4 protein-coding genes and 1 tRNA gene are annotated in these 7,017 nt (G+C 69.9%); 1 reads left to right on the forward strand and 4 read right to left on the reverse strand.

Translation table 11 applies throughout. The features are described from left to right. The 4 genes from ACIRDX_RS18830 to ACIRDX_RS18845 form a co-directional block, all read right to left on the reverse strand. A partial coding sequence (locus tag ACIRDX_RS18830; protein WP_396626981.1) for a fatty acid desaturase occupies positions 1–1,511 on the reverse strand: 1,511 nt, incomplete at its 3' end. A 282-nt stretch (positions 1,512–1,793) separates the two neighbouring features. Continuing rightward, entirely contained in the window at positions 1,794–4,514 is a 2,721-nt protein-coding gene (locus tag ACIRDX_RS18835; RefSeq protein WP_396626982.1) for an alkaline phosphatase family protein, read from the reverse strand. Between the two features lie 131 nt (positions 4,515–4,645). Further along, the gene (locus ACIRDX_RS18840) at positions 4,646–5,683 is read right to left on the reverse strand and encodes a PAS domain-containing protein (protein WP_396626983.1); all 1,038 of its coding nucleotides are present in this window, start codon (positions 5,681–5,683) and stop codon (positions 4,646–4,648) included. A gap of 457 nt (positions 5,684–6,140) precedes the next feature. Further along, positions 6,141–6,217 (reverse strand) — tRNA-Pro (locus tag ACIRDX_RS18845). 202 nt (positions 6,218–6,419) lie between these two features. Between ACIRDX_RS18845 and ACIRDX_RS18850 the strand changes: the two genes are divergently transcribed. Continuing rightward, the coding region (locus ACIRDX_RS18850; protein ID WP_396626984.1) for a hypothetical protein at positions 6,420–7,017 on the forward strand (598 nt) is incomplete at its 3' end.

Consider the following 7,017-nt stretch of genomic DNA (forward strand, 5'->3'; position numbering starts at 1 on the left):
TCCTTGATGAACGTCGCGACGTTGCGGTTCGAGACCACGCGGAACGTGTACACGGGCGTGGTGTCGGCCGTGGCGCCCCCGCCGACGCGCAGCCACACGCGACCGCCCTCCTCCTTCGCCTCGTGCGTGCGCAGGGCGATGCACGCCGGCACGCGCACGGGCGCGCCGCTCGCCACGTCGAAGCGGCCGTTGTGCTTCGGGCATTCGACAACGGCGCCGCGCACGAGGCCATCGGCCAGGTGCGTGTTGCCGTGCGTGCACATGCCGTCGGTGGCGTACACCGTTCCGTCGGCCGCGCGGAACACCGCGAAGGTGCGGTGCGCATGGTCCACCCGCACGGCATCCTCGCGCCCCAATGCGGCGCTGGCGCACACCTCCACCCAACCGTCGACGATGGGGCGGCCGTCGGTGGTGATGGCCGGCATGGTGGGACGCGTGCCGACGGGCCGCGCCGTCGGCGGCAGGGCACGCCGCACGTACCAGCCCGGCTCGCGGATCTGTCGCAGGAGCGCCGGGATCATCTCGCGGTAGGCAGCCGTGAGGCTCGGGTACGGCTCCGGGCAGTCGTCCTTCACCAGCGCGTGGAGCTTCGGCAACTGGTGATACGGCACCATCGGGAACATGTGGTGCTCGGTGTGGTAGTTCATGTTCCAGTACAGGAACCGGTGCACCGGGTTCATGTGGATCGTCCGGCAGTTGAGCCGGTGATCCAGCACGTTCTCGGCCAGTGCGGCGTGCTGCGTCCAGCCATAGATGGCCATCAGCCACGCGCCGTACAGGTTCGGGCCGTACACGAACACGAGCGGCAGCCAGGTGCGCCAGTACACGCAGGCGCCGGCCACCGCGACCATGATGGCGAGGTAGATGCGCGCCCGCAGGAACACCTTCGGGTACTCGGCCGGCGGGATGAACGTCGCCTCGATGGCGGTGATGCGCCCGAAGGCGTGCAACGTCGAGTTCGTGAAGTACCGCCGCCAGGCGCGGTAGTTGAAGCACTTCAGGAACATCTCGCGCAGGTCGGGCGGCCGCGGCACCGCGATCTCGGGATCACGGCCGACGATGATCGTGTCGCTGTGATGGCGGGTGTGGCTCCATCGCCAGGGCACCGACTCGCGCAGCACCATGAACGACGCCACTTCATAGAGCGCGGCATTCATCCAGTCGGTGCGGAAGGCCGTGCCGTGGCCCGCCTCGTGCCAGCGTGAGTCGGAGGCCGAGGCGTAGAGCACGCCGTACGCCATCATCGGCAGCAGCGCCCACCACGAACCCCACAGGCGCCACGTGGCGTAACCGGTGGCCAGCAGCAGGGCGACATACAGCAGCGTGTCGCGGATGGCCGGGCCGTCGCGCCGCTCGAGCAGCTCGCGCATCGCCTCGCGCGGCACCGGCGAGGTGTACCAGTCGGCCTCGGCGAGGCCGCGCTCGATGGCGAGGGCTGTGTCGCGGCCGACGAGGCTGTAGTCCTTGCGGCGCGCCTCCTCGGCATCCGGGCCGGGGGCGGAAAACGTCATCGTCGACATGGGTGTCGTCGATCACGTTACCCCTGGCGGCCGCGTGTCAGTCAGGACCAGCCGCTAGCCGCAGCAATCGCCGAAGTGACGCGGCTAGGAGCCGATGGGAATCGCCCCCCCTCTGCTTTTGGCCTTGGCCCTTCGTCCTTCCGTCGTGAGGCATGACTCATGAGGCATGAGGCATGAGCCCGCGACAGCGGCGCGGTGGGACACCGCGCCCTACCCCTGCTTCAGCGTTCCCGGCATCGCAGCATCGCAGCATTGGACGGCGTTGAGGCCGCATTACTGCGGCCTCAACGCCTCCCGCATGTCGTCCGGGTCGTCCATGACGGGCGACTCCACCATCCCCTTCCAGTTGAAGCGGCGGTCGAACGGCTTGAAGGCGACGTGCGGGTCGAAGAGGCGAGGGTCCACCGGCCGCGCCCCGTACGGCGTGAAGTCTGGCGTCATCGTGAACACGTCGTCCACGAGCGTCGCCGCGCCATCGAACTGGTTCAGCGGCGGCAGGCCGAGCAGCGTGAACTGCAGGCGGATCAGCGAGCCGAAGCTCGCGAGCGCGCTCGACACGTACCCGCGCTTCACCCACGGGCTGATGAACATGAGCGCCGAGCGGTGCGCGTCGACGCTGTCGGTGCCGCCCTGCGGGTCGTCCTCGGTGACGACGATCAGCATGTCCTTCCACCAGCGCGAGTGCGACAGCCGCTCGACGAGGCGCCCGAGCGCCAGGTCGTTGTCGGCCACGTACGACTGCCGGAACGGATACCCATCCTCGGGATGCTCGCTGGTCATGTGGTCGTTGGGCAGGACGATGGTCACCAGCGACGGGAACGGCTCGCTGCCGCTCTCCCAGCGGTCGCGCAGTTCCTCCTCGAACATGTCCATGCGGTACTGGTCGGGGATGGCCATGTTGTAGGTCGGGAACTTGCGTGAGGAGCGGTCGAACAGGGGCTTGGGCAGCGGGAAGCTCACCGACATGCGGATCCCCGTCTCCTTGTGCAGTTGCTCTTCGAGCGACTGCGGCATCTCCGCGCCGAACCCGAAGTTGAAGAACGACACGCCGTGGCGCGTCAGGTGCTCCCACAGGGCGCCCGCTTCGTTGTAGTCCTCCGGGTTGATCACCGCACTGGACCCATTGACATTGCGGCGCCCGGGCGCGGAGCTGAACGGCCGTGCCTCGATGCGTGAGCGCGCGTTCACCTCCACCCACTCGTTCGGGTAGACGCCCACCACCCAGCGGTGTCCGGTGTTGGACTGGTCGGCGTCGCAGTAGAAGTTGTCGCTGATGGCGAAGCGATCCGCGAGGGCGTGATGATTGGGCGTCACGTCGACGCGGTCGAGCACGCGCGTGCCGTCCTTGCTCACGACGCGCACCCCGAGCCCGAGTTCGGCGCCCGCCGCGTTGCCGCGCACGCCTCGCCGTGCCCCGAACAGCTGGTCGAACGTGCGGTTCTCCTTCACCACGAAGACGATGTGCTTGATGGGCCCGTCGTGGCGCGAGTTGCCCAGCGGCAGTGTGCGCGCGAGGGTGGAGGTCACGCGACGAGTCGCGTACGTGTTGGCGACGACCTGCCGCGTGCCGTCGGCAAGCGCCTGTGGCGCCGGGGCGTCGACGATCTGCAGCGTGCCCTGCATGATGTCGCCGGGGTGGAGCCCGCGCCCGGGATCGCTGAACTGCGGCCCGGCGTTGGGACCGGATCCGAATCCCTTGGCGCTCGACACGTACAGGCGTTGCCCGTCCGGCGACAGCGCCACGAGCGCCGCGAACCAGCCTGCGGGCACGTACCCCTCGACCTGTCGGCGCGCGACGTCGATCACCGCCACCGCGTTGAGGCCCGCGCACGCCACGTAGAGTCGGGTCTCGTCCGGCGACAGCACGACCGAGAACGGCAGCACGCCGCGCAGCCCCTCGAGCCCTGGCACGTTCAGCTCGATCTCGGCCAGCCTGTCGCCGCTCGCCGCGTCGAGGACCGTCACCGTGTCGTTGGTGGCATTGGAGACGTAGATGCGATCACGCCCGGCCACGAGCGCGCCCGGGCTGGCACCACCGACCGTCCGGATGTCGTCGCGCTCGGCGCCCACCAGGTAGCCCGTGTGGATCTTCCGCACCACGCGCCCCGCCGCGAGGTCCACCGAGAACACCGACATCGCATCCGGGTGATTGAGCGGACCGAGGCCCGGGATGCGTACGCCGTCGACCACCGTGCCTTCCTCAGCCTCCTTGGACGGCACGCCGTACGCCGGGAACGCGAGGCCCGCGGTCGCGCGGTTGTCGGGCGTGACGCCGGGCAGCAGCGGGTACTCGAACATCCCGACGTTGGAGACCCACGCCGTCCGCTCGTCGGGCGACAGCGCCACCGCGAAGGGGTGCCGCCCGACCCGCACCGACTGCCGCAGCGTGCCGCTCGCGACGTCGATCGTGACCAGGCGGAAGTTGAACTGGTCGACGGCGACAATGGTCGCGCCGTCGCGCGTGAGCACGAAGTCGCCGACGAAGCTGTCCTCGACGCCTGCCCCGTCGATGTCGATCGACGACACGATGGCGCCCGACGCGAGATCCATCCGCAGGATCTGCCCCTCGTTGGCGTTGCTGTAGAACAGCGACTGGCCGTCGGGGGCGAAGGCGAGGCCCATGTACGTGCCGGTCCCCATCGCCTCGACCTTCTGGCCGCGGGGCGGGTAGCGACGAATCGCGTAAGGAGCCGCGAGGTCGACGACCTCGATGGCATCCGCCCGCAGCAGCGCGGCGCGACGCTGGTCAGGCGAGATCGCCAGGCCCCACGCGTACGACTGCGTGCGGATGACGACGCCTGACGGCGTGACACGGCGCCCGTTCACGAGCGTGGCCGAGGCGTCGGCGATCTGCGCCCGCTCTGCCCGGCCTGGCGGCTCCAGCAGGGTCAGGGCCACGGTGTCACGGTGGCCCCATAACGACCAGAGGACGGCGCTGATGATGGCGAGCAGCAGGAGGACGGGAATGGACGCGCGGCGGAAGTCGGCGAGCACGCCTCAGGGTACTTCGGGCAGGCTGGGTTCGCCGAGCGCCGCGCGCTCGAGCGCCATCGGGCAGCGCGCATCGCGGCCTGGTCGATGCACGCCATTTCTGAGGGTCGTCGGGAGAGTGCGCCGTCAGGCCCTCACTTCTGTCGGCGCTGCAGGTAGTGCACGTTCAGGCATTCCGGGCAGATGCCGTGGCTGAAGAGGGCGTCGGTGTGCGCCGAGATGTACTCCTCGATGCGCGCCCAATAGCCCTCGTCGTCGCGGATGCGCTTGCAGTGCATGCAGATGGGGAGGAGGCCGGTGAGGGTCTTCACCCTGTGGAGCGCCTGGCGCAGTTCCACCACCAGCAACTCGTTGTCGTACAGCGCGCTGCGAAGCTGCTCGTCGGCCTGCCGGCGTGCACTGATGTCGATGACGATGCCCACCAGGTGCTCCACGGCGCCGTCGGGCAGGCGCACGCAACTGACGGAGGTCAGCGCCCAGATGAGGCGTCCGTCCTTGCGCTCGTAGCGCTTGTCCACCTGGAAGCTGTCGCGTGTTCCCGCCAACAGCTGGTCGAGCAGCGCCTGTTCGGGCTCGAGGTCGTCGACATAGGTCAGTTGCCGCCAGGTGCGCGACGCGAGTTCGGCGCGGGTGTAGCCGAGCATCGCGCAGAAGGCCTCGTTGGCATCTTCGTAGGTGGCATCCGGCGCCACGATGACCACGCCGACGCCCGGTGAATCGAAGTACCCGCGGAGTTGCGCCTCGCGGATCCTGAGCTGCCGCGCCGCCGTGACCATCGGGCTGGCGTCGCGCGCCACCGACACCCAGCCCGTCACCACGCCTGCGTCGTCGAGCAGCGGGGTCATCTGGATGTCGACGTCCACCCACACGCCGTCCTTGCGAACGGCGCGGGCATTGGCACGCGCCCTGCCGCCGGCAGCGATCTGGGCGGCGAACATCGCCCCGTCGTGGTCGGGAAACTGCAACGTGAAGTCGCCCGAGAGGTACCGGCCCACCATCTCGGCGCGCGACCACCCATACATGCGCTCCGCAGCGCCCATCACGGCGGTGATGCGCAGTTGGGCATCGGTGACGATGATGGCGTCGGTGAGGTGATCGAGAACCGTGGCCAGAAGGCGCGGGTCGGCCACGGGGGGCATGACGGCCGAGCCGGAGGTCAGGTGAGGAGGCATGGCGCACCGCCGACGCGACAGGCGCGCTCGGCTCTCGTCCGGGCAATCGGCAGGACCGGTGAACGGCTCTATGGGCCAAAAGTCAGCGAATGGCGGCCACAAATGCAGGACGACCAACGACAGGCGACCTTCGGCAGGATCGAGGTGGCCGACCGAGCGAGCCGGAGGTGAGCGATGGAACGCCGGACCGGCAGCGGCGACAGGATTCGAGCCCGGCCGGGCGGCCGGAGGCGGCCCGGACGGGCCTGAAGCTGGCGCCCCGACCGAGCGAACCGAAGGAGAGCGATGCATGCGGCAGGCCCCGCTGGGGACCAGGATTCGAGCCGAGCGAACTGGAGGTGAGCGATGGAACGCCGGACCGGCAGCGGCGACAGGATTCGAGCCCGGCCGGGCGGCCGGAGGCGGCCCGGACGGGCCTGAAGCTGGCGCCCCGACCGAGCGAACCGAAGGTGAGCGATGGTCGGGGCGACAGGATTCGAACCTGCGACTTCTCGCTCCCAAAGCGAGCGCTCTACCAGGCTGAGCTACGCCCCGACCGATGCAGCGATCGTATCACCGCCCCTGCGCCCCGGGTGCCGACCACAGCGCCCCAGCAGACTATCCTTGGCACGTTCAGGCCGCGAGGCCCGGTTGCGGCGGACTGTCACGTCTGGCGCGGCACGGCGTCAAAGCGAAGGGAGCCGTCGACAGGGTGTCGGCGGAGGGTCGGGCGGCGCGCGCGTCGCCACGGAGCGTGATGGCAACGCGGTGGTCGTGGAAGTACGTGCCCGCACTGGTCGTGACCGTGCTGGCGTTGAGCGTGGGGGTGGCGGGCCAGGTCCCGTCGATCGTGACGGAGGTCCGCGAGGCCATCGCGCGGCAGGACTTCGTGGCAGGCGAACGCCTGGTGGCCGCACGTCGCGCGGCTACCGGCGTGACGCCCGTGCTGCTGGAGGCCCAGTCATGGCTCGCGCGCGCGGCGCTGGCCGCCGGGCGGCTCGACACCGCCGAGGCGTACGCGCAGCGGACCTACGACGAGGCGACCGCCCTCCTGAAGAAGCGCGCGCTCGATGCCGACCTGCACCTGCCGGTGGCGCTCGGCGCCGCCATCGAGGTGCTGGGCCAGGTCACGGCCCGGCAGGGGGCGCGTTCGGAGGCCGTCGCCTTCCTCGACGCCGAGGTCGCCCGCTACGCCAACACCTCCATCGAGAAGCGGCTCCGCAAGAACCTGCACCTGCTCAGTCTCGAAGGCACGCGGGCGCCCGGGCTCGACCTGTCGGAGCCGCTGGCGGGCCAGCCCGCGGCGCGCGCCGCGCTCACGGGCCGGGTTACCCTGCTCTTTTTCTGGGCGCACT

The organism is Luteitalea sp., assembly GCF_044337415.1.
GTDB lineage: Bacteria > Acidobacteriota > Vicinamibacteria > Vicinamibacterales > Vicinamibacteraceae > Luteitalea.